We start from the raw sequence: 18,508 nt of genomic DNA, 5'->3' as shown, positions 1-18,508 counted from the left end.
GTCATTGCCGGGCGCCTGTCCCTGACTTGATCAGGGATGACCCGGCAATCCATCGACACAAAAGCGGCGGGCGAAAGCCCGCCGCTTTGCGTGGAAGACTTTAAAGTGGCGAAGCTTGTTCACCAGTCCATTGTCCGAGTGAGAGCCGCTCTCTGATCGGTTACTTTGGTTACCAGAGACCTCAAAGAACTGACCAGTGCCGCATGATTGCTGCGTGAGGGATAGGGTATCCGGCAAATTGAATGGCGAGCTTTGGATTTACCTCATCGGGTAACGCATCTGCGTCTTGCAGGTTTTCAAGCGCTGTCTTGAGCTGCTTTTTCCAATTCTCGATCGACGTGCTGATATTTTCGACGGCTTTCAGGCTGAAAATATCGATGGTCATCGGGCTGATAAAATAGTCACAGGCTAGATTGCTTCGTGATGCAATCTAAGGTAGTATTTGTCTGTAGACCTATCTCACCAAAGGTGAGATCGACATGGCAGACGCACCATCGCTCGCCGGCACTTGGGCCTATCGCAGCTACCGCAACCAGGCCGATCAGAAGTGGCGGCATCTTCATCTTCGAGACGCCGAGGCCGACCACGACCGGCACCTTGGTCATGAGCCCCACTTTGACGCTCGATCTCGAAGGCACGATTGTGCCGGCGACATCGGATGCGCCGCTCACCGTTGAGATCAGTGAGTTCGGGCGCCCGGACACCGACATCAAAGGCTGAGAATACGACTATCAGGCATCGCTGGCGTTTCACTGGCCGGCGGGCATCGATCAGGTTCAGTCGCTGGTTGGGTCCGTGCTTCGCGCCAAGCCGCACGGTGAGGGCAATCCCGTTGGGGTCACGGCGTCGTTCATCGCCGTTCGGTTGACGTAGGCGGGGGCGGGGTCTCAACCACATCCGTCATGCCCGGCCTCGTGCCGGGCATTCACGTCTTTGCGGTCGAGTAGCAAGCAAGACGTGGATGGCCGGGACAAGCCCGGCCATGACGGAAATGATGACGGAATTGGATGGGCTGTTGAAGGGACGAAGCGCCTATTTCTTCTTCACGCCGACCCGCTCGATGCTCTTGATCGCCAGCGTTCCGCGGCCTGACTTTTCGGCGATCTCGCGGTCCTGCTCGAGGATAAACGCGCGTGCCGGCTCGTCGCCGTCGAGGCCGCCAAGCAGCTCGGCAGGCACGCGCCGGTTGGAGCGCTGGGAGCCGTCCTCATAGACGACGTTGAAAAAGGCGAACTCGCCTTTGGGATTGGTGCCGGGTTTTTTCGCCATAAGCGGGCTTGTCCCCGATAAGGCGGCCGGTGTCAATTATAGCTTCCGTGATGGCTGGCCCGCAAGAAAGCCCTGTTCCGCAACGGCTTGGGCAGCGGGTCTCGCACGGTTTCCCCGGCAATATGGTGAGCCTCCTGGTCGCGGACGCGATGCCGCCGCGGACTCTCGAACAACAACGGCGGATATGGTAGAGACGCATTCAATTGTCCCGCGCCCCCTCAGAAAATGGCTCCCCATGCATTTCCCCCGTCCTTCCTTGCTCTGCGCCTCTGTCCTTGCCGTGCTTGCGCTCGCCACTCCCGCCTACGCCGCCCGCTGCGGCGGCGACTTCAATACCTTCGTGGCGGCGATGTCGCAGGAGGCGCGGGCGGCCGGAATTTCGCAGGGCGTGATCAGCCAGGCGCTCGGCGGCGTGCAGCAGGACATGGGCGTGCTGGCGTTCGACCGGCGCCAGCGCGGCACCTTCAACAAATCGTTCGAGCAATATGTCTCGACCCGCGTCGGCGCCGGCCGCATCAATGCGGGCCGCGCGATGCTGCAGAAACACGCGGCGCTGCTTTCGAACATCGAGGCGAAGTTCGGCGTGCCCCGGCAGATCCTGGTCGCGATCTGGGGACTCGAGACCGATTTCGGCAAGGGCGACATGGGCAAGCTGCCGGTGTTTCGCGTGCTCTCGACCATGGCGCATGATTGCCGCCGCACCGAACTGTTCCAGGGCGAACTGCTGGCCGCGCTCCAGATCGTGCAGCGTGGCGATCTCGGCCTCAACGACATGATCGGCGCCTATGCCGGCGAGATCGGCCAGACGCAATTTTTGCCGTCGTCCTACATCAAGTACGGCGTCGATTTCGATGGCAACGGCCATGTCGATCTCCGCCACAGCGTGCCCGACGTGCTCGCCTCCACCGCCAACCTGCTGCACACCTCGGGCTTCAAGATGGGCGCGCCCTATGGCGAAGGCACCGCCAATTTCGAGGCGATGCGCGAGTGGAACAGGGCCACGATCTATCGCAAGACGATCGGGTATTTTGCCGATCAGCTGGGCGGGCGGTGATTGGAGTTCGTCATGGCCGGGCTTGACCCGGCCATCCACGACTTATTTTTTGCGCACCAAAGACGTGGATGCCCGGGTCATAGGCGAGCGGAAGCGACGCCGTTCTTCGAACGGCTATGCCCGGGCATGACGGCGGGATTCAAATCTCTGCCACGCCGCGCTCGCAATGGCCGCGCGCCGCGGTCACTTCCCCGCCTGCGCGGCCATCTTCTCCAGCCGCCTCGCCAGCACCGCCCAGTAGGTCGAAGGTCGAAACCGTTGCAAGAGATCCATGAAGCGGGCGTCGTTGCCGATCAGGATGCGGGGCTGGTTCTTCTCGATGCCTTCGATGATGCGAAGGGCCGCGGCGGCCGGCGTGGTCTTGGCCATCGCGTCGAAGCGGTCGATCGACTGGGCGCGGCGGGCGTTGTCGGTGACGCCGGCGCCGGTGCGGGAGTTGCGCGCGATGTTGGTCGAGACGCCGCCGGGATGCACCACCGACAGTTTCACCGAACTGTTCGCCATCGCGAGTTCATGGCGCAGGCTTTCGGAAAAGCCGCGCACCGCGAATTTCGCCGCGCAATAAGCGGTCTGGCCGGGCGGGGCGATGATGCCGAAGATCGAGGACAGGTTGACGATATGCGCCGCCGGCCTGCCGGAAAGATGCGGCAGGAACGCGCGGGTGCCGTGCACCACGCCCCAGAAATTGATGTTGATCAGCCACTCCATCTGCGCCTGCTCGACCTCGGCAAAACTGCCGAGCAAGGCGACGCCGGCGTTGTTGATGAGGATATTGAGCGCGGGATGCGCGGCGGTGGCGGCGATCGCAAAATCCTGGATCTGGCCGGGCTCGCCGACATCGACCCGGTGCACGCTGACCTTGCGCTTGGCATCGCGGCCGATCTCGGCGGCGAGCGCCTGCAGCCCTGCCTCGTCGCGGTCGGCGAGCGCGAGATCGCAGCCGCGCGCGGCCAATTCCAGCGCCAGAGCGCGGCCGATGCCGCTGGCGGCGCCGGTCACGGCGGCGGCACTTCCGGAAATCGCAGTCATCAGGTCTCAGCTCCATGCAGGTCAGACGGGGAGGGGAACTCGCGAAAGTTGTAGTTTTCCGAACTTTGGCAAATTGGAACCGAACCATAAAGCAGTTTCGGCGCTTAACCCCGACGGCTCTGGGGCTCAACCAAAACGGAGGTCACCATGGGACAATCAAGACCCTTCCGCGCGACCGCACTTATCGTCGAGGACGACCCGATGCAACGGGAGATGCTCTGCCTGTTGCTGGAGGAAAGCGACGTCGATGTCATCGAGTGCGAGAGCGCCGAGGCGGCCGAACTGGTCCTGGAAAACGCCGGCGACAACGTGATGCTGATGCTGACCGACGTGCAACTCGCCGGCAACGTGAATGGCATCGAGCTCGCGCATTTTGCCCGGAAGTACAATCCCGACATGGGGGTGATCGTGACCTCGGGCAAGCCGCTGCCCCAGCAACTGCCCGATGGCGCAAAATTCTGGTCCAAGCCGTGGGCGCCGCTCGATGTGATCCGGGAGGCGGAACGGATGGCCTATGCCTGGAGCCTCGACGAAACAGGCAAGTCACGCCCGCGCGCGTGATCTCCGCGTCATGCCCCCTTCGCGCGGACGCTTCCGCGTCTATCCCAACCGTGATATTGGCGGGCCATGACGCTGTCCTTTCTCCTGACCTCGCTGATCGTGGTCGCCTCGCCCGGCACCGGCGTACTCTATACGCTGGCGGTGGCGCTGACACAGGGCGCGCGGCCGAGCATCGCCGCCGCCTTCGGCTGCACGCTCGGCATCGTGCCGCAGATGCTGGCGGCCATGCTGGGCTTAGCCGCGGTGCTGCATACCAGCGCGCTGGCGTTTGCCGCGCTGAAATGGTGCGGCGTCGTCTATCTGCTGTACATGTCCTGGCAGGCGCTGCGCGAAACCGGCGCGCTTTCGATCGACACGGGTCCGGCCGCGGGCGAGCGCTCCAGCCGGCGGGTCATCGTCACGGCGATCCTGATCAACATCCTCAATCCGAAGCTGTCGATCTTCTTCCTGGCCTTCCTGCCGCAGTTCATCGCCGCCGACGAGAGCCATCCGTTGGCTCGCATGTTTGAGCTGAGCGGCGCCTTCATGGCGATGACCTTTGCGGTGTTCGCCGTCTACGGCCTGTTCGCCGCCTCGGTCCGCGACCGCGTCATCTCGCGACCGAAGGTGATGGCCTGGCTGCGTCGGAGCTTTGCGGCGGGCTTCGCGGCGCTCGGCGCCAAGCTCGCATTCGCGGAGCGGTAGGCTTCGTAGCCCGGATGAGCGAAGCGATATCCGGGACCGGTGTTCGTGTTTCCCCGGATGTCGCTTCGCTCATCCGGGCTACAAGTTTGTGCCGCGCCCACAAAATCAAAAAGGCGGGACAAATAAAAAAGACGAGCCTTGGGCCCGCCATCTTTGCCAACTTTCGAGAGTTGGATGCCCGGGCGGAACTGAGCGCTCCACCCGGGCGAAAATTCACTTCTTGGACTTCTTGGCCTTCTTCGCCTTCTTCGCCTTTTTCGCCTTCTTCGCTTTCTTAGCCATAGTATCCTCTCAAGGTTTTAATGGATTGAAACGCGACTCCGAGGCATGCTTGGCGGAGGGCTAGCCTCACAACATCCTCGATCACAATCCCAACAGATTCGCGTCGCGATTCCGCGTGCCGTCATGCGACCGTCATCGCGTTATCCACAGGTGTTATGCGTTTCGGCGCGATTTTTCATCAAAACGCCGTTCGTCGTGTCCTTCGCGTCGCGCGCGTCATGCTTAACGACGGGGAAACACGCACCCTCTTCATCATTTCAAAACCACGGTTTGGATTCGAAGGCCACGGTGAGAGTCCGTTAAGCGTCGCGGATGCACCTTGTTGCCAAGACAACGGGGATTGTCGTGGGGGGAATGCCCCGGAGGCGCAAGTTTCCGGCATTTGGTTGAACAACAGGGGAGACGGGGCCGCGTAGGCCTTGGGTGTCAGCGATGCTGAGCGTTCCGACGCTATGGACGGTGTTCGTCATCAACTTTCTCGCGCTCGGCATGATCTGGGCCTACGTGGTGCGCAGCTATCCGGCGTTCGTGCCGGCGCGGTTCTGGACCGGCTCGTCGTTCGTGGCGGCGGCGGGGGCTGCGGTGGCGACGCTCCGCGTCGTGATGACGGACTCGCTGGTGCCGCTGGCATTGGCCGGCACCGCGCTGATCCTGGCGATCTGGATCGCGACGATGGGCATCCAGAAATTCTTCGACCAGCCGGCCAACTGGCGCCTCAGCCTGCTGGTCACGGGGCTCGGCTTCGCCGGCCTGTTCTTCTTTACCTTCATCTACGACAGCGTTCCGGGACGGCTGATGGTGTTTTCGATCAGCCAGACGCTGCCGCTGCTACTCAGCCTGCGGATGCTGCTGAGCGTGGAGGGCCGCGCCAATCCGGGCGCTCGCCTCGCCGGCATCGTCGCCTCGCTCATTATCTCCATCTACGCCTTCAGGCTGGTCGCCGGCGTGACCGGCGCGGGTGGCGGGTTCTCCTATGTGCAGTTCACCCCGTTGCAGTCGATGGTGGTGCTGGCGCTGGTGTTCCTGTCGATGGCGTTGAATTTCGGTTTCCTGCTGATGGCGATGGATCGCCTGCGCAACGAGGTCGCCGATCTGGCGCTGCTCGATGACCTCACCGGCGTCGGCAACCGCCGCCATCTGGTGCAGCGCCTCTCCGAGGAATGCGCGCGTTCGGAACGCAGCAGCCAGCCGTTTGCGTTGCTGGTGATCGATCTCGACGGCTTCAAGGGCATCAACGACACCCACGGTCACGCCGCCGGTGACGCCTGCCTGCAGCATTTCACGCTGATGGCGCAAACCCGGCTGCGGCCCGGCGACATGCTGGCGCGCTCCGGTGGCGACGAGTTCTGCATCGTGCTGCCGTCCTCGACGCTGCGCGAGGGCGCCATGATCGCCCGCCGCGTGCTGGAAGTCTGCCGCGCGGATGCCGAGCAATGCGCGGGCCCCGACATTCCGATCTCGGTCTCGATCGGCGTCGCGCAGTGGACAAGGGAGATGGGCGCATTCCCCGACCGCCTGATCGCGGCCGCCGACCACGCTCTGTATGAAGCCAAGAAGGGCGGCCGCAACCGGTTTGCGGCCTACGACCCGGCGCCGCCGCTGGTCCCCGAACTCCCAAGCCCGGCCGTTTCGGATATGGCCGCGCGCAAGCGGGCGTGATACGCGCCAGTGAGCCCACTGGACGCCAGATCATGAAACTTCGTTTCGCCGTCGCGGCGCTTGGCGCCCTCACGTTCTCCTTGGCATTCTCCGTCCCGGCTTCCGCGCAAACGCCCGATCTCGTGGCAATCGCGCGCGCGTCGGGCACACCCGACATTCCCGGCCTGAAAGTGATCTGGCTGGCGCCATGGGGCGATCCCGCAAAGGCCCATCCCTGGCGCAACATCATCGTGCACCAGACCGAAGGTCCGGCCGGCTCCGCCCGCGGTGGCGCGCAGGAGCAGAACCGGAATCCGACCCGGCGGGGCGTCATGGTCTGGGTCGAGACCGACGGCACGGTGTACTGGGCGGTGGCGGAAAATCTGGTACCGACCCATACCGACGGCGCCGACCGCAACGACAACAAATACATCGACAACAGCAAAACCTATCGCCAGGTGAACAAGGATACCTCGATCGGCGTCGAATTCGCCGGCAACTATCCCGACGTGACGCGCGGGCCGACCGAGGCACAGGTCGCGGCGTGGCGGATCCTGGTGAAGGTCTTGCGCGCGCGCTACGGCATTCCGCTTGAACGCGTCTATGCCCACAACTGGATCGACTTCAAGGACGCCCGCTATTGCGAAGGCTGCGCGCTGGCGAAGCTGGCGCGGGAATGGGGCGAGTAGGCCATACACAAAGTGTTGCGACGACCGGTTGAATCCGACTCGGTACGCCGCGGCTTATCGGTTCAATCACCGACGCCTCTGGAATACTGGGTCCCCCGCTTTCGCGGAGGACGACAGCGATGGTGCTGAAGCGTTCCCCCAAAAACAAAAAGCCGGCGTCGCCGCCGGCTTTCGTCAGTTGTTGCTTCCCGTGCAGGGTTAGAGCGCGGCTTCCAGGACGGCGGCTTCCGCCTTCGCGATCGTGCCCTTGACGGCCGACTGCACCTTCTCGAAAGCCCGGACCTCGATCTGCCGCACGCGCTCGCGCGAGACGCCGAATTCGGCGGCGAGGTCTTCCAGCGTCATCGGGTCTTCCGCCAGACGTCGCGCCTCGAAGATGCGGCGTTCGCGCGGGTTGAGCACACCGATGGCGCCATTCAGCGCCTGCCGGCGATGATCGAATTCCTCGTGCTCGGCCATCACGGCTTCCTGGTTGGGCGAGTTGTCGACCAGCCAGTCCTGCCATTCGCCGGCTTCACCGTCGTCGCGGATCGGCGCGTTGAGCGACGCGTCGCCACCGAGGCGGCGGTTCATGTCGATCACGTCCTGGGCCGTGACGCCGAGGCGCTTGGCAATGATCTTGACCTGGTCGGGGCGGAGATCGCCTTCGTCCAACGCCGAGATCTTGCTCTTCGCCTTGCGCAGGTTGAAGAACAGCTTCTTCTGGTTCGCGGTGGTGCCCATTTTCACGAGCGACCAGGAACGCAGGATGTACTCTTGTATTGACGCCTTGATCCACCACATAGCGTAGGTAGCGAGACGGAAGCCCTTTTCGGGCTCGAACCGCTTGACCGCCTGCATCAGGCCGACATTGCCTTCCGAGACGACCTCGGAAATCGGCAAGCCGTAGCCGCGATAGCCCATGGCGATCTTGGCCACGAGCCGGAGATGGCTGGTGACAAGGTGATGTGCCGCGTCGCGATCGTCATGTTCGCGCCAACGCTTGGCGAACATGTATTCCTGCTGGGGTTCCAGCATCGGAAATTTGCGGATCTCGGCGAGGTAACGGGAAAGACCGTGTTCTCCATTGAGAACCGGTAACGTAGCTGTACGGGCCATTTAGCGCCCTCCAGTGGTTCAGGCCCCCGATAGCGGCGGGCCCGGCAGACGGCCGCTGTGTTAAAGCCGGCCCGGCTGCGATGTTCCGCGCTGGATATTCAGCGCAGGTGCAACATACACCAAATCGGGGCCGATAGGGAAGGATTGCTGACGTCACGTCCCCGTGTGGCAGCTATAACCTGTTGGCATAACAAAGCTTTTCTAGGCGGCCTGCGTCATAGCGCCGCTTCCAGGGCGCTTTGCAGGAGAAGCAAATCCTCCGGCAAAGCCGCTTCCCAGTGCAAAAGTTCCCCGGTCCGGGGGTGTTCCAAAGCCAGCAGGTAGGCGTGCAGGGCCTGCCGGCCGAGGGCCGAAAGGGCGGCCTGGGCCTGGGGTCCGAGGTGGCCGGCCTTGGTCTTGAAGTGGGAGCCGTAAACGGCATCGCCCATCAGGGGGTGACCGGCATGGGACAGATGCACCCGGATCTGGTGGGTCCGCCCGGTCTCGAGCTGGCAGGCGAGCAGGGAAGCCACCGGTTTGCCGTCGCGGCCGTTATAACTGGCTTGCAGCTCCCAACGGGTGACCGCTTCGCGGCCGCCGTCGCGCACCGCCATCTTTTCGCGGGCATAGGGATGGCGGTCGATCGGGGCGTCGACCGTGCCGCGCTGGCGGCCGGGCGCGCCCCAGATGAAGGCCATATAGCCGCGCTGCATCGGCCCGGTACGGCCATGGTCGGCGAACTGCGCGGTCAGCGATTGATGGGCGTGGTCGTTCTTGGCGACCACCATCAGCCCGGTGGTGTCCTTGTCGAGCCGGTGCACGATGCCGGGGCGGCGGACACCTCCAATCCCCGAGAGGCTTGCGCCGCAATGGGCGATCAGCGCGTTGACCAGCGTGCCGCTCTCATGGCCGGCGGCCGGATGCACGACCAGTCCCTTTTGCTTGTTGATGACGACGATGTCGTCGTCCTCGTAGACGATATCGAGCGCGATCGCCTCGCCCTTCGGCTCCGGCGCCACCGCCTCCGGGACGTCGATTGTGATCGTATCGCCGGTGACGACATGATAAGCGGGGTCGCGGACGGGGGCGCCCCGGGCGGTGACGGAACCGGCCAGGATCAGCGCTTTCAGCCGCGAGCGCGACAGTTCGGGGCGGAGCACCGCGAGCACACGGTCGAGGCGGGACGAACCCTCGTCGCCGCCGACGGTGACCTCCAGCCGTTGCGCGCCCGTTGAGTGTCCGCCCGTTGAAATGCCCTCGTCCAAAACCTTGTCCTTACGAAGAGTCCCGCATGACCGATGCCGTTGCGCCCGAACCGACCCCCGAGCAGGCCGCGCTATTTGCGCGCGTACGGCGGATGATGGTGATCGCAGGCCTGACCTCGGCGCTGGCCGTCACCATCGTCCTGATCGCTGTCGGTTACCGCCTTTATCGCGGCGAGGGAAGCGCCACGGCGGCGACCTCGGATGTCACCGCGACGCTGCCGAAGGGCGCCCGCATCGTTTCGACCGGGGTTGCCGGCGAGCGGCTGGTGGTGACGCTGGACATAGGCGGGGTGACCGAAATCCGCACCTTCGACGCCAAAACGCTGAAACCGGCCGGAAAACTCAAATTCGTCAGCGAACCCTGATTCACCACCACCGTCATGGCCGGGCTTGACCCGGCCATCCACGTCTTTCTTCGTCGTAGACGCCCGGGAAATCCCCGATCAAGTCAGGGACAGGCGGAAGCTTCCGCCTTGCCGACCGCGCATTTCGAGGCTATTCCCTGCAGCCAACGCTCCCTTCGTCTAGCGGTTAGGACGCGGCCCTCTCAAGGCTGAAACAGGGGTTCAATTCCCCTAGGGAGCGCCAGAAATCAATAACTTAGCCGGTTCGCGAAGCAGAGTGTCCAGCTGGTGTCTCGTTGGCAGACTCCAACTGTGCCCTCTTTGCGTGGTATCGCCGGGCGAAGGTCAGACCTATCGCCGACCAATAATTGGTCGGCCCCCGCTGCGGATGGCCGCCGCCTTCTAGCCCCGCGCTCACAGTTGTTGGCTCAGTGACCGCAACCTTGCGCCCGCAATCGTGCGGCGGGCCGCCGATCATTTGCATCGACAGCCGGCACTGGTTGCCCACCTGTCGTACGGTTATCAAGCTGACCGTGTTAGCTTTCGGTGGGCTATCGGAGCTTGGCGGACATCGATCAAACCGCACCAATCAAGCTCGATTTATGAGCGCCCTAGTTCGAAGGATTGAGACTAATCTGTTGAGCGACTTGCACCCACCTTTCGGTTTCGCGTTCCACGAAGCCCGCCAGGTCGGCCTGAGCAACGAGCAGCGGTTCCGCTCCACGTGCCCGCAACTCGTTCGCATAGCTCGTCGTTTTCACCACCATGTCGAAGGCGGATCGAAGCTTGGTGAGGATAGCCACTGGCGTGCGTACAGGCGCCATTAGCGAGAATCCGAAATTTAGATCGAAGCCATCGAAGCCGGCTTCTTTCATCGTCGGCAGGTCTGGGAGAACCGAGGAGCGTGACGCCGATGTGATGGCCAGGCCCCGTACAATTCCCGCTTTGATTTGCTCTGAAGACGTAGTGACGTTGTCAAACAGATAATCAATTTGCCCGGATATGAGGTCCGTGAGAGCGGGGGCGCTTCCCCGGTATGCGACAGCGACAGCTTCAAAGCCCGCCTTCCTCTGAAGGAGCAGGCTAAGTATGTGGGGCGACGTTCCGTGTCCGAAGGTGCCATAGTTCAGGCTCTTCGATGCCGTCTTGCCGAGTTCGACGAGTTGCTGAACCGAGCTCGCTTCAATTTTCTTGGGTTGAACAACGAGAACGTTCGGAAGTGCGGCAGTCGTTCCGACCGCAACCAAGTCCTTGAGGGGCCTCAACTTGGAACTCGGCATGAGAATTGGATTGAGCGCTTGGGTTGCAACAGTAGTGTGGAGGAGCGTGTAGCCGTCCGGCTCGGCGTCTGCAACTGCCTGCGCGCCCAGATTTCCACTTGCGCCGGGCCGGTTCTCGATGATCACCTGCTGACCAACTGCTGTACCTAAAGGCTCCGCCAATAGCCGCGCTACGAAGTCCGTAGGACCGCCCGCTGCAAATGGAACGACGATTTTGATGAGACGTGAGGGCCAATCCGTGGCCGCAAATACTCGCGTAGCGAAAAGGGAGGACGCTCCGGCTATCGCTTCGCGGCGCGTAAGCTTCATTTCTGAACCTCCCTGAATATATTTCAGCTTTTGTCGCGGGGGACCTCTTTCCGACCACCCCTGTGCTTCCACGAGCGGTTCACGAAGTAGGCGGCTGCTGTGATTGGCTAGTGGCGTCTCTGCATGTCAGCGCTGCTCGTCCGCAAACATGTCCTCGAACACTAGGCCCGGCAAACGAAATGCGGTCAAATACCAAGTGGGTCTGGCGGCCATATCCTGTCGATATGGATCAGAAGTCATCCGGGCGAAGGCGCGGCAGCCAATTCCGACCAGTGCAGACACCATTTTGAAGTAAATGAGTCCGTGGCGATACCGCCAATACGTGGATAGTATCATCAGCATGGATATTCGGACTCTCCGCTACTTTGTCGCCATTGCCGAAGAGGGAACGATTTCTAAGGCAGCTCTTCGTCTCCATGTTGCCCAGCCGGCCCTTAGTCTGCAGCTCCGGAAGCTGGAAGCAGAGCTTGGCTCGGCGCTGCTGCACCGGACCGCTCGAGGTGTGCGTGTGACGGCCTCGGGCGCGAAACTGTTGACTCACGCGCGCGATATTATCCAACGGTTCGACGCTGCGCGAGAGGACATTCAGGGCGAGGCTCCGGAACCGGCTGGGAGTGTTGTTTGGGGCATGTCGCAATCTATCGCAATGATGCTGGGCGCCCCTCTCGTACGACAGACCTTGGATGAGTTTCCCCAGATCAGGCTTCGACTTTGTGAAAGCAATACTGGGCATATTCCCGAACTCCTCCGATCAGCACGTCTGGACTTGGGGGTAGTATTCCGACTCGAGGAGGGGCACGGTTTGGTCGCACGGCGCGTCCTGGAGGAGGACCTGTATTTGGTGGGACCACCTGGAAACTTGGATGGAGTCGATGTCGCTTTACGCGATTTGGCTGCTATGCCGATGATACTCCCGGGTCGGCCTCACAGCCTTCGCGAACTGATCGCTGACTGCGCTCGACGCGAGGGCATTTCATTTCAAATCGTCGCCGAAGTGGACGCGATCCCGCAGATCAAGGAGCTGGTGGCAACGGGCTTGGGTTATACTATTCTATCTCACGCCTCTATTCGGCCGGAACTAGAGGTCGGACGCCTGTCAGCAAGGCGGATAGGCTCTCCTTCAATCACACGTTCTGTGATTTTCTGTCGCTCTGCCGACGTTCCGGCCACGCGCGCTCTTCAGACCGTTGAAGAGACAGCACGACAGATCGTGTCCAGACTGGTGCAGAGCGGGAATTGGCTCGCGCGCCTCTGCTCGAATGAGAGCTAAAAGTGTGAAGACCAGACGCGCGCGGGTTCTCTAGCATCGGGCCTCTCAACGAGGTGGCGGCGAGGGGCAAACGCCAGGCAGATTCGCAGGACGAGCGGGCTGACTCGTGGAAATCGGTGCCTCTGGACCCCGGCCATATCGCTAACATATGGCTGCCAGACTCACTCGGTCTTTGACCAATAATGTTCGCGGGCGCTTGGTACTTGATCAACTGGATAGGAGATCAAGGTGCTGCAGAATGTTCCGGGAGTGACGTCGAGATTCGATACAAGGCCGGAGTTCGCTGATGTAGTTCACGTCATAATCGACAACAGTCGCAGTTTAAATGCACTGAACTCGGATCTGATGTCGCAGTTCGTGGCTGTGGTTAATGCCCTGCACGCGGATCAGAAGATGCGGGCGATAGTGGTAACGGGCGCCGGCGAAAAGGCCTTCATAGGCGGGGCCGACATTCACGAACTTTCCCAACTTGCGAATCCTACCGCCGCACGTGCCTTCATCACGCGGGTGCATGAGTGTTGCCGTTGTCTTCGGGACTTGCCGGTGCCTGTCATTGCAAGAGTCAACGGTTACGCGCTGGGTGCTGGTCTGGAGCTGGCTGCCGCCTGCGACATGCGAGTTGCGTCTAGCAACGCAGTTTTTGGAATGCCGGAAGTGAAATTCGGCATGCCCTCGGTCGTAGAGGCCGCGCTGCTGCCGGGCCTTATCGGTTGGGGACGCACGCGGCGCCTTTTGTTGTTGGGCGACACGATTGACGCAGCGGAAGCGTTGCAGTGGGGCTTGGTTGAAAAGGTGGTTGCGCCGGAGGCGCTCGATGCGGCGGTTGATAGCTGGCTCCGTCTCATGGCAACCAACGGCAACCGCGGGATGCGGCTGCAGAAGCGATTGATCAGGGATTGGGAGACCTTGCCGATTGATCAGGCTGTCTCGACCGGTATCGCTACGTTCTCGGAAACGTTTGAAACCGGTGAGGCCCGTCAAATGCTTCGCTCTTTCATTGACCGGCCACGAGGATAGCCGATGTTGCTTTCCGGCATTCGTATCGTCGAACTCGGACAAATCCTGGCTGCACCTTTCGCTGCCGAAATACTCGCGGATCTTGGCGCCGAAGTGATCAAGGTCGAGAAGCCCGGAGGGGACGATGCGCGCCAATGGGGGCCACCTTTTTGGGAGGGGGATGCCGCCCTCTTCCATCAAATGAACCGTAATAAGCAGAGTGTCGTATTGGACGCCAAGGATCCCGGACAGTACGCGCAACTTCTCGAGCTCATCGGATCTGCGGACGTATTTCTGCACAATCTGAGGCCGGGCGCGGTTGAGGACCTCCGCCTTGGACCGGAGCTGTTGCAAGCGCGTTTTCCTCAACTCGTATATGCCGACATCGGTGCATTCGGACATGTAGGACCAATGAGGGCAAAACCCGGCTACGAACTGCTGGTCCAGGCTTTCGGCGGGCCGATGAGTATTACCGGGGAACCGGACGGCGACCCGGTGCGCTGCGGCCCGTCAATCAACGATTTAGGCACTGGGATGTGGGCGGTTATCGGCATTCTAAGCGCATTACTACGACGTATCACGACTAAGCAGGGCTGCCTGGTGCAGACTTCTTTGCTCGAAACGGCGCTTTGTTGGATCGGAATTCCAGCGGCTAACTATCTTGTATCTGGGGACGCACCCAAACGACACGGTGTCGGACACCCCTCGGTCGTTCCCTATCAAATATTCCAAACGAAGACAGGCGCGCTCGTTGTCGCCGCTGGCAACGACCGGCTGTTTAACAAGCTGGCCGACGTCTTGGGGCGGGCCGAATGGAAGAAAGATGCGCGATATATTACGAACAGCGCGCGGGTTATGAATCGTTCGTCTCTGCAGAACAGTTTGCGCGCGATTCTTGCGACCCGCAGTAAGGAGGATTGGGTGACCGCATTCGAGGCCGCCGGCATCCCTTGCGCTCCCGTCCTGACAATTCCCGAAGTTCTCGAAGAGCAGCAGACCAAAGCGCTCGGAATGCTACAAGTTATTTCGGGCACCGCCGGGATGCAGCTGATTGGATTGCCCCTCTCGTTCGATGGCCAACGGCCAAAACCGCGGCTTCTTTCTCCCAAGCTTGGCGCCCACACGGAGGTCGTTCTTGGCGCGCTCAGCGCTTCCAAGGAACGCCTGCCTCAATAAATCGGCTTGTTACGGACTTTGGCACGGGCTCACCAGCATCGGGCCGGTATGTCTGATGTGATCGCTCAGGCCTGTGCTCCCCGCTTGGCATCAGCGGAAGCGGGCCTTCGCCTGGAGCCCGCGGCCTTCGACGCCTTCCGCGCTGCGGACGCCGCGTTCTTGTCTGACACGATAACACTCGCATGCTGCGTGACGTTGCCGACAATGGCCTTGCCGCCGTCCCCGACCGACACGTTCTGCACGGTGATGGCAGGCTCGCCATGGCTCCGGTAGCGGTTCAGCGCCTCGATCTGGGCGGGAAACGTGCGGGCGAGCCGGCCCAGGGCGCGCGCGGCGCTGTCGTGCTGGGCGAGGTCACAGGCTTCGGCGAGGTGATGGGCGCATCGCATCGCCATCACATGAACCGAAACCATCTGCGCCACCAGCATGGCCTCGACGGAGTCCCTCGGCTTGATGCTCTTCACCATCGAAATCATGAAGGCGAGGTTGACCTCGTCGGGGTTCTCGCCGCTCACGCTGGCCCTGACCAATTGCCGGAGGATGCCATGCATCGCGTCGCGGTCGGCGACCCCCAGCGCGTCAGCCATCAGCTGTTCGCCGAGTTCTGGATCCGGATGGTCGATCGAGAAACCGTGCGACAGCAGTTTTATCCGCGGGGTGGCGGCGGCTTTGGTTGGGTCGGTTGCGGCGATCGCCGTTGAGATCGTGGAGTCGGGAGCGGTGTTCATGGTGAGGTCCCTCGCAGGTGCGCGCGGTTCGGCCACGCGCAGGCGATCGCTTGGCCCACGGCGGTCCGGTGCAGTTTCAATGGTGGGTGAGGATTTTCGGCTTCAAGCGCGATGGGCGCGCCCGCTCTAGCGGGGCGACGGGCGCATTCAGGCTTTCGGAATGATGAAACAATGCCCCTGATTTGCCCGACGTGTCAATTTGCTTGTCTGACGCCGGCGGGCGCCGGCTACTTTGCATGGGTTGTTTTCGATATTTTGGGCGTGCGCCCTATCGAAGGGTCACGAAGACGGGTCGAAACGAAGATCGTGGGCGGAATCGCGCTTTTTACTGCAACAGGACATGCTCTAGCGAGATTGGCCGGCGGCGCGCAACACCGCCTCGACATCCGTCAGCCAGACGAGGTGGTTTGCTTTGAGACTTTGCAAGACACGGCGCAGCGCGGCAGCCCCAGCCGGGGTGCCGACGACAAAGGGATGAATGCCGATGGCGACCACCGTCGCGGGTCTCTTGGGATCGGCAGCGGCCTCACGCCCAAGTTCATGCACATAGTCGATCCACAGTCGCTCAAGATCGCCGGCCTCCTTGAAGCGGGAGAGGTACTGCCCCATGTCGACGACGCTCGGAGGGTAAGGCACCAGCACTAGCGGCGCCGGCTTTGTGTCGAGCCGCGACAGCATGTCCGAATCCATGCCGTCAAGAGTGTAGCGGATGCCTTCCGCGGCGCTCGCTTGAAAGGTCTCCGCATCGGGATAAACGCTCGGGCTCGACCAGCCGATGCTGCGAACGCCGGTGCTCGCCTCGATCATGTCGAGCGTCTTGCGGATATAGACACGCTGTGCTGCCGCCCCCTCGGACAGCGGCAGAAGGTCGGTGGAATTGTTGATCCCGTGAGCGATGATCGGCGCCGTGGGAACGAGCGCGCGGAGCACCTGCCATGTTTCCGGCTGGGCCTGCGGAAACTGGGCATTCAGCGCCAGGCTGAGCGGGACGTCCATCTCCTTAAACAGTCGGGCCGTGCGCGGCAGGCCAAAATTGATCGCATACTGTCGAAATCCCTCGTCGACGAGATCGGGCGTGCGCCCGGTCATGTCAGGTCGGAAGTTGGGCCCGTGTCCACGCCCCCACACTTCGACGTAGAGGACGAAGGTGACGGCGACCATTTTGTCTCCAGGCCACGATACGACAGGGATGTCCTGCCGCGGCAGGCCGGTGATCCAGTCCGTGCCGGATCGCGCCGTCGCAGGGGCGAGCGCGAGACTGGCGGCAAGAAGAAAAGCGAAAGTCAACTTACGCATGTCCCACCTGTGTGCTGGCGAGGCCCCGGACGCTGGCCTCCTGCGTCCGGGATCGCGGATTGGATTCATCTCTGTGACCAATATGGAACGTAAGCCTGAATGGTTGCATCTTTGTTCTGAATGGGGCGCCAGCAGGCGCCGGAGCGGTGTGCTCTGCGTCCGTCTCGATGCAGATGAAGGCCTCCGCAGCTCCTGCGCAAGAACAGCGGTCCTCAAATCGTCTTTATCTTGATGAAGGCTAACCTTCGGCCCATGCCGTCCTGAGTTGATGGACGGAAACCAATCGGGTGGGCGGACTTGCGACAGCAAACGAAAACACCGGTAGAGAAGGCAGGACCAGACGCCGCCTGGGCGCATGAAGTGCTGCTTTGGCCGTTCACGGCGGCAAGACTGGCGCTGGATGCGTACGCTTGGTGGCTCGACGATGGGTCCAGGTCATCCGACCGACAGGGCGAAACGTCATTGCCCTGGACGACGGCCAATACGATTGCGCTTCAACTCCCGTCCATGCAGTTAAGGGATTTTTCGCGCCGAGGCATCGGGCGACCGGTTCTTGTCTGCGCCCCCTATTCGCTGCATGGCGCATTGATCGCTGACTTTGCGTCAGGTCACAGCGTGGTGGAGGCGCTTCAACAGGGCGGCCTGGACCGGGTCTATCTGACCGATTGGCGATCGGCCGAGCCCGATATGCGCTATTTCTCGATCGACAGCTATCTCGCTGATCTCAACATTGCGGTTGATGAAATAGGGCCGCCTGTCGATCTCGTGGGCCTATGCCAGGGCGGTTGGCTATCGCTCGTCTATGCCGCTCGTTTTGCCGAAAAAGTGCGTCGGCTGGTTCTGGTGGGGACCCCGGTCGATGTTTCGGTTCAATCGGAGTTATCTCGGGCCGTGGCGAATGTTCCGAAACCGGCGTTGGATGAATTGATACGTCGGGCAGGAGGCATTGTGAGCGGCGAGCACATGCATCGCCTTTGGAGCAGTTCGTTCAGCCTGCAGGACGTGGAAGCCGCCTTGCAAAGAAATCTGACCGATGAAACAGCAGAATCCAGGGCACTGCTCGACCGCTTTGAGCGCTGGGACGGCAAAACACTGGATCTACCAGGGACCTATTATCTCGAGGTAACGGACTGGATTTTTCGGGAAAACCGGATCGCGCAGGGACGCTTCATTGCGCTCGGCCGTAAAATCAACCTGGCCGAGGTGAGGGTTCCGCTCTTTCTGCTGGCGGGCGCAGATGACGCGGTCGTACCGCTCGACCAGGCGTTTGCAACAGCGCGGCTGCTGGGCACTCCGCCAGCATGCGTGGAGAGAGGCAGCGAGCCTTGCGGTCACCTTGGCCTCATGATGGGTTGCAAGACCTTGAGCAATTCGTGGCCTCGGATTGCCCGGTGGCTTGAAACGGATCAGCCCGAATTTCGCAGCCAGCCTTGCCACAACGGCCTTGCCGATCCGCATCATTGATGCGCAATCAAAATGGTCGGCGCGCTGCGTCAGGCCGCTGGCGGCAATCTCCTCGACCGAGCGGCTACCCGTGTGGCCGGGGCGACGACGGTATTCA

The 18,508-nt window shown here is 61.9% G+C and carries 19 protein-coding genes and 1 tRNA gene; 11 read left to right on the top strand and 9 right to left on the bottom strand.

Translation table 11 applies throughout. The features are described 5' to 3' along the window. Window positions 1–181: 181 nt before the first annotated feature. From FFI89_RS29040 to FFI89_RS29030, 3 genes are all read right to left on the bottom strand, one after another. Window positions 182–385: a hypothetical protein gene (locus tag FFI89_RS29040; protein WP_138830940.1), complete on the bottom strand. Its 204-nt coding sequence runs from the start codon at window positions 383–385 to the stop codon at window positions 182–184. A gap of 16 nt (window positions 386–401) precedes the next feature. Continuing rightward, window positions 402–605, bottom strand: a complete 204-nt coding sequence (locus FFI89_RS29035; protein ID WP_138830939.1) for a hypothetical protein — start codon at window positions 603–605, stop codon at window positions 402–404. 427 nt (window positions 606–1,032) lie between these two features. Beyond that, on the bottom strand, window positions 1,033–1,269 hold the full coding sequence (locus FFI89_RS29030) for a hypothetical protein (protein ID WP_138830938.1): 237 nt from the start codon (window positions 1,267–1,269) through the stop codon (window positions 1,033–1,035). A 235-nt stretch (window positions 1,270–1,504) separates the two neighbouring features. Here FFI89_RS29030 and FFI89_RS29025 point away from each other — a divergent pair, with 235 nt between their 5' ends. Continuing rightward, complete coding sequence (locus FFI89_RS29025) at window positions 1,505–2,323, top strand: lytic transglycosylase domain-containing protein (protein ID WP_138830937.1); 819 nt, start codon at window positions 1,505–1,507, stop codon at window positions 2,321–2,323. 183 nt (window positions 2,324–2,506) lie between these two features. Here FFI89_RS29025 and FFI89_RS29020 read toward each other — a convergent pair whose 3' ends face one another. Then, window positions 2,507–3,352, bottom strand: a complete 846-nt coding sequence (locus FFI89_RS29020) for an SDR family oxidoreductase (protein WP_138830936.1) — start codon at window positions 3,350–3,352, stop codon at window positions 2,507–2,509. A gap of 147 nt (window positions 3,353–3,499) precedes the next feature. Between FFI89_RS29020 and FFI89_RS29015 the strand changes: the two genes are divergently transcribed. From FFI89_RS29015 to FFI89_RS29000, 4 genes are all read left to right on the top strand, one after another. Next, window positions 3,500–3,913, top strand: a complete 414-nt coding sequence (locus FFI89_RS29015) for a response regulator (protein ID WP_138830935.1) — start codon at window positions 3,500–3,502, stop codon at window positions 3,911–3,913. A 66-nt stretch (window positions 3,914–3,979) separates the two neighbouring features. After that, window positions 3,980–4,597 carry a LysE family translocator gene (locus FFI89_RS29010; RefSeq protein ID WP_138830934.1) on the top strand — a complete coding sequence of 206 codons (618 nt, stop codon included), beginning with the start codon at window positions 3,980–3,982 and terminating at the stop codon, window positions 4,595–4,597. A 714-nt stretch (window positions 4,598–5,311) separates the two neighbouring features. Beyond that, window positions 5,312–6,538 carry a GGDEF domain-containing protein gene (locus tag FFI89_RS29005; protein ID WP_138830933.1) on the top strand — a complete coding sequence of 409 codons (1,227 nt, stop codon included), beginning with the start codon at window positions 5,312–5,314 and terminating at the stop codon, window positions 6,536–6,538. 32 nt (window positions 6,539–6,570) lie between these two features. After that, window positions 6,571–7,206, top strand: coding sequence for an N-acetylmuramoyl-L-alanine amidase (locus FFI89_RS29000; protein WP_138830932.1), 636 nt, complete (start codon window positions 6,571–6,573; stop codon window positions 7,204–7,206). A 198-nt stretch (window positions 7,207–7,404) separates the two neighbouring features. Here the strand turns inward: FFI89_RS29000 and rpoH are convergent, their stop codons facing one another. Both rpoH and FFI89_RS28990 read right to left on the bottom strand, forming a co-directional pair. Continuing rightward, window positions 7,405–8,304 (bottom strand): RNA polymerase sigma factor RpoH, encoded by a 900-nt coding sequence (rpoH, locus tag FFI89_RS28995; protein ID WP_027540787.1) that lies wholly within the window; start codon window positions 8,302–8,304, stop codon window positions 7,405–7,407. A gap of 215 nt (window positions 8,305–8,519) precedes the next feature. Further along, a complete protein-coding gene (locus FFI89_RS28990) occupies window positions 8,520–9,548 on the bottom strand; it encodes an RluA family pseudouridine synthase (RefSeq protein ID WP_246669291.1) in 1,029 nt (342 codons plus the stop codon). Between the two features lie 26 nt (window positions 9,549–9,574). Between FFI89_RS28990 and FFI89_RS28985 the strand changes: the two genes are divergently transcribed. Beyond that, window positions 9,575–9,913 carry a hypothetical protein gene (locus FFI89_RS28985; RefSeq protein ID WP_138830931.1) on the top strand — a complete coding sequence of 113 codons (339 nt, stop codon included), beginning with the start codon at window positions 9,575–9,577 and terminating at the stop codon, window positions 9,911–9,913. Window positions 9,914–10,061: 148 nt separating this feature from the next. Beyond that, a tRNA-Glu gene (locus FFI89_RS28980) sits at window positions 10,062–10,136 on the top strand. A 367-nt stretch (window positions 10,137–10,503) separates the two neighbouring features. Here the strand turns inward: FFI89_RS28980 and FFI89_RS28975 are convergent. Next, entirely contained in the window at window positions 10,504–11,481 is a 978-nt protein-coding gene (locus tag FFI89_RS28975; protein ID WP_138830930.1) for a tripartite tricarboxylate transporter substrate binding protein, read from the bottom strand. Between the two features lie 340 nt (window positions 11,482–11,821). On the opposite strand from FFI89_RS28975, the gene FFI89_RS28970 reads away from it, so the two are divergent. The 3 genes from FFI89_RS28970 (at window position 11,822) to FFI89_RS28960 (ending at window position 14,923) form a co-directional block, all read left to right on the top strand. Beyond that, window positions 11,822–12,751 carry a LysR family transcriptional regulator gene (locus tag FFI89_RS28970; RefSeq protein ID WP_168213091.1) on the top strand — a complete coding sequence of 310 codons (930 nt, stop codon included), beginning with the start codon at window positions 11,822–11,824 and terminating at the stop codon, window positions 12,749–12,751. A 228-nt stretch (window positions 12,752–12,979) separates the two neighbouring features. Continuing rightward, window positions 12,980–13,768: an enoyl-CoA hydratase gene (locus FFI89_RS28965; protein ID WP_168213090.1), complete on the top strand. Its 789-nt coding sequence runs from the start codon at window positions 12,980–12,982 to the stop codon at window positions 13,766–13,768. A gap of 3 nt (window positions 13,769–13,771) precedes the next feature. Then, the gene (locus tag FFI89_RS28960) at window positions 13,772–14,923 is read left to right on the top strand and encodes a CaiB/BaiF CoA-transferase family protein (protein ID WP_138830927.1); all 1,152 of its coding nucleotides are present in this window, start codon (window positions 13,772–13,774) and stop codon (window positions 14,921–14,923) included. A 65-nt stretch (window positions 14,924–14,988) separates the two neighbouring features. On the opposite strand, the gene FFI89_RS28955 is transcribed toward FFI89_RS28960, so the two are convergent. Continuing rightward, entirely contained in the window at window positions 14,989–15,651 is a 663-nt protein-coding gene (locus FFI89_RS28955) for a hypothetical protein (protein WP_138830926.1), read from the bottom strand. A 345-nt stretch (window positions 15,652–15,996) separates the two neighbouring features. Then, window positions 15,997–16,947, bottom strand: coding sequence for a polysaccharide deacetylase (locus FFI89_RS28950; RefSeq protein WP_246669290.1), 951 nt, complete (start codon window positions 16,945–16,947; stop codon window positions 15,997–15,999). Window positions 16,948–17,244: 297 nt separating this feature from the next. On the opposite strand from FFI89_RS28950, the gene FFI89_RS28945 reads away from it, so the two are divergent. Beyond that, window positions 17,245–18,411, top strand: coding sequence for an alpha/beta fold hydrolase (locus FFI89_RS28945; RefSeq protein WP_138830924.1), 1,167 nt, complete (start codon window positions 17,245–17,247; stop codon window positions 18,409–18,411). Window positions 18,412–18,508: the final 97 nt, after the last annotated feature.

Source organism: Bradyrhizobium sp. KBS0727 (genome assembly GCF_005937885.2).
Taxonomy (GTDB): Bacteria; Pseudomonadota; Alphaproteobacteria; order Rhizobiales; family Xanthobacteraceae; genus Bradyrhizobium.
The sequence above is the reverse complement of the archived record's forward strand: the minus strand, read 5'-3'. Positions and strand labels throughout refer to the sequence as shown.

Bases quoted from the DNA above. Each gene is read 5' to 3' on its own strand.
- FFI89_RS29040 (WP_138830940.1), bottom strand. From the start codon at position 385: ATGACCATCGATATTTTCAGCCTGAAAGCCGTCGAAAATATCAGCACG.
- FFI89_RS29035 (WP_138830939.1), bottom strand. From the start codon at position 605: ATGACCAAGGTGCCGGTCGTGGTCGGCCTCGGCGTCTCGAAGATGAAG.
- FFI89_RS29030 (WP_138830938.1), bottom strand. From the start codon at position 1,269: ATGGCGAAAAAACCCGGCACCAATCCCAAAGGCGAGTTCGCCTTTTTC.
- FFI89_RS29025 (WP_138830937.1), top strand. From the start codon at position 1,505: ATGCATTTCCCCCGTCCTTCCTTGCTCTGCGCCTCTGTCCTTGCCGTG.
- FFI89_RS29020 (WP_138830936.1), bottom strand. From the start codon at position 3,352: ATGACTGCGATTTCCGGAAGTGCCGCCGCCGTGACCGGCGCCGCCAGC.
- FFI89_RS29015 (WP_138830935.1), top strand. From the start codon at position 3,500: ATGGGACAATCAAGACCCTTCCGCGCGACCGCACTTATCGTCGAGGAC.
- FFI89_RS29010 (WP_138830934.1), top strand. From the start codon at position 3,980: ATGACGCTGTCCTTTCTCCTGACCTCGCTGATCGTGGTCGCCTCGCCC.
- FFI89_RS29005 (WP_138830933.1), top strand. From the start codon at position 5,312: ATGCTGAGCGTTCCGACGCTATGGACGGTGTTCGTCATCAACTTTCTC.
- FFI89_RS29000 (WP_138830932.1), top strand. From the start codon at position 6,571: ATGAAACTTCGTTTCGCCGTCGCGGCGCTTGGCGCCCTCACGTTCTCC.
- rpoH (WP_027540787.1), bottom strand. From the start codon at position 8,304: ATGGCCCGTACAGCTACGTTACCGGTTCTCAATGGAGAACACGGTCTT.
- FFI89_RS28985 (WP_138830931.1), top strand. From the start codon at position 9,575: ATGACCGATGCCGTTGCGCCCGAACCGACCCCCGAGCAGGCCGCGCTA.
- FFI89_RS28975 (WP_138830930.1), bottom strand. From the start codon at position 11,481: ATGAAGCTTACGCGCCGCGAAGCGATAGCCGGAGCGTCCTCCCTTTTC.
- FFI89_RS28970 (WP_168213091.1), top strand. From the start codon at position 11,822: ATGGATATTCGGACTCTCCGCTACTTTGTCGCCATTGCCGAAGAGGGA.
- FFI89_RS28960 (WP_138830927.1), top strand. From the start codon at position 13,772: ATGTTGCTTTCCGGCATTCGTATCGTCGAACTCGGACAAATCCTGGCT.
- FFI89_RS28955 (WP_138830926.1), bottom strand. From the start codon at position 15,651: ATGAACACCGCTCCCGACTCCACGATCTCAACGGCGATCGCCGCAACC.
- FFI89_RS28950 (WP_246669290.1), bottom strand. From the start codon at position 16,947: ATGCGTAAGTTGACTTTCGCTTTTCTTCTTGCCGCCAGTCTCGCGCTC.